This window comes from Microcoleus sp. B7-D4 (genome assembly GCF_036705125.1).
Classification (GTDB): Bacteria; Cyanobacteriota; Cyanobacteriia; order Cyanobacteriales; family Microcoleaceae; genus Microcoleus.
Genome location: NZ_JAUBTT010000249.1, coordinates 1 through 1636, shown reverse-complemented (window position 1 = coordinate 1636; position 1636 = coordinate 1). Strand labels below are relative to the sequence as shown.

Below are 1636 nucleotides of genomic sequence, written 5' to 3'. Positions count from 1 at the left end.
TGAGGCAGAGTCTGTTTTTATTGTCGCTGTTTGAGTGTCGCTTTAGAGCTTTCGTTTCGAGATTTGAGATTTGAGATAGAGCCTTGACGGCGTTAGTGGGCGATCGAACAAACGATTTTAAATTTGAGATTTGAGATCTGAGATTGAGGAAAGAGGGGTTACTGGGGGCTAGAAATCACCTCCAAACACTCTTGTTTCTGGGGGAGTTGAGGCCAAAGAGAGCGAGAAATCTGAGGCAGAGTCTGTTTTTATTGTCGCTGTTTGAGTGTCGCTTTAGAGCTTTCGTTTCGAGATTTGAGATTTGAGATAGAGCCTTGACGGGGTTAGCGGGCGATCGAACAATCGTCGAAACACTCTTGTTTCTGGGGGACTTGAGGCAAAAGAGAGCGAGATTTTTGAGGCAGAGTCTGTTGTTATTGTCGCTGTTAATGGGGTGCCGTCGTCAAGTCCTAATGCTCGGATCTATGCTGGCAAATGCCTCTCACGAGGGATGCCACTGACTGGAAAACCTGTAATTGGATAAATGGCGTACTCGATAGATTTGGTGGTAAAATCAAATTTGGTAACTCCCATCGGTACAAAAGTTGCGGAAAACGTGAAACTGGCCAGTCCATACGGCTGTGCCTTCCGATGTAAAACCCAAAGTACGTTACGGTAAACAGACCATATTTTAAGCAAGTTACACTGCGCAGGAGAACTGACAAATGCTACAGCGCAAAATCTATCAACTCTGTTGTGATGGTCGTGAGGTTTCTATTTTTCTTCGAGATCAGCAACGTTGGATAGAGCGCGCTCGTATCCTAGATATTGAAGGGGATCTAGTCACGCTGCGCTACGAAACCGACGAAGAAGACGAAATCAGCTCCTGGGAAGAAATGGTGCGTCTCGAAAGTATTGGATCTGTGTCTCAGAAGTTGGCTTCGGTATCCCGAACTAACTGCGAACCCCTAGTTTCTGACGATTGTCCCGAAGCCGAACAAATTCGCAATCACTACCCCGACTCGAATTTGGAATAGTTTTGAGCTCGCGCTTGAGGCACAAGGAAAACTTGGGGGAAAAGAAAACGGCTTTTCTCCCTTTTTTGTGGAGAAATTATGCAAAAAACCCAGTTTAGGCCAAAAATATTCTGGGTTGTGACCCCATAAGCTATTTTCCCTTTAAATTTAAGCTTGATGGCGGGATCTCCGGCCCAACCCATACTCCCCACAACAGCGTAAGGAATGAGAATTAAATAACTTCCACTCTTGAAAGTGGGATGGGCGTCCCGCCCGTCCAAAAAGGACGGGCGGGACGCCCATCCCACAATAACAATTAAAATTGTAAGTTATTTAATTCGCGATCCTAAGTACACAGTAGTGTGAACAAACCTGACGGTCAACTGAGTACAGTTAGACTGCAGGCTTCTTTTTCCTTTTTTTCAAAGGCTTTTTATAGTGAGGTAGTTCCACCCCCACTTGCCAATATAGTATCAGAGTATTTCCAGATTATCAAGGGATATACAGAAATAATTGTCGCTTTGGATACCTACACCCGACGAGCCTTTCATCACGCTCGGTAATTTATTCGGGGTACTTCGCGCAGCGCTCAGATTAATCCCCTTTAAATATACCGAGGGACTTCCCGGCTGGTAGTTAAA

The 1636-nt window shown here is 45.2% G+C and carries 1 protein-coding gene; it reads left to right on the top strand.

The features are described 5' to 3' along the window. The first annotated feature begins 704 nt into the window (after positions 1-704). A complete protein-coding gene (locus QUB12_RS37240) occupies positions 705-1016 on the top strand; it encodes a DUF6679 family protein (RefSeq protein ID WP_015177146.1) in 312 nt (103 codons plus the stop codon). The last annotated feature ends 620 nt before the right edge of the window (positions 1017-1636 follow it).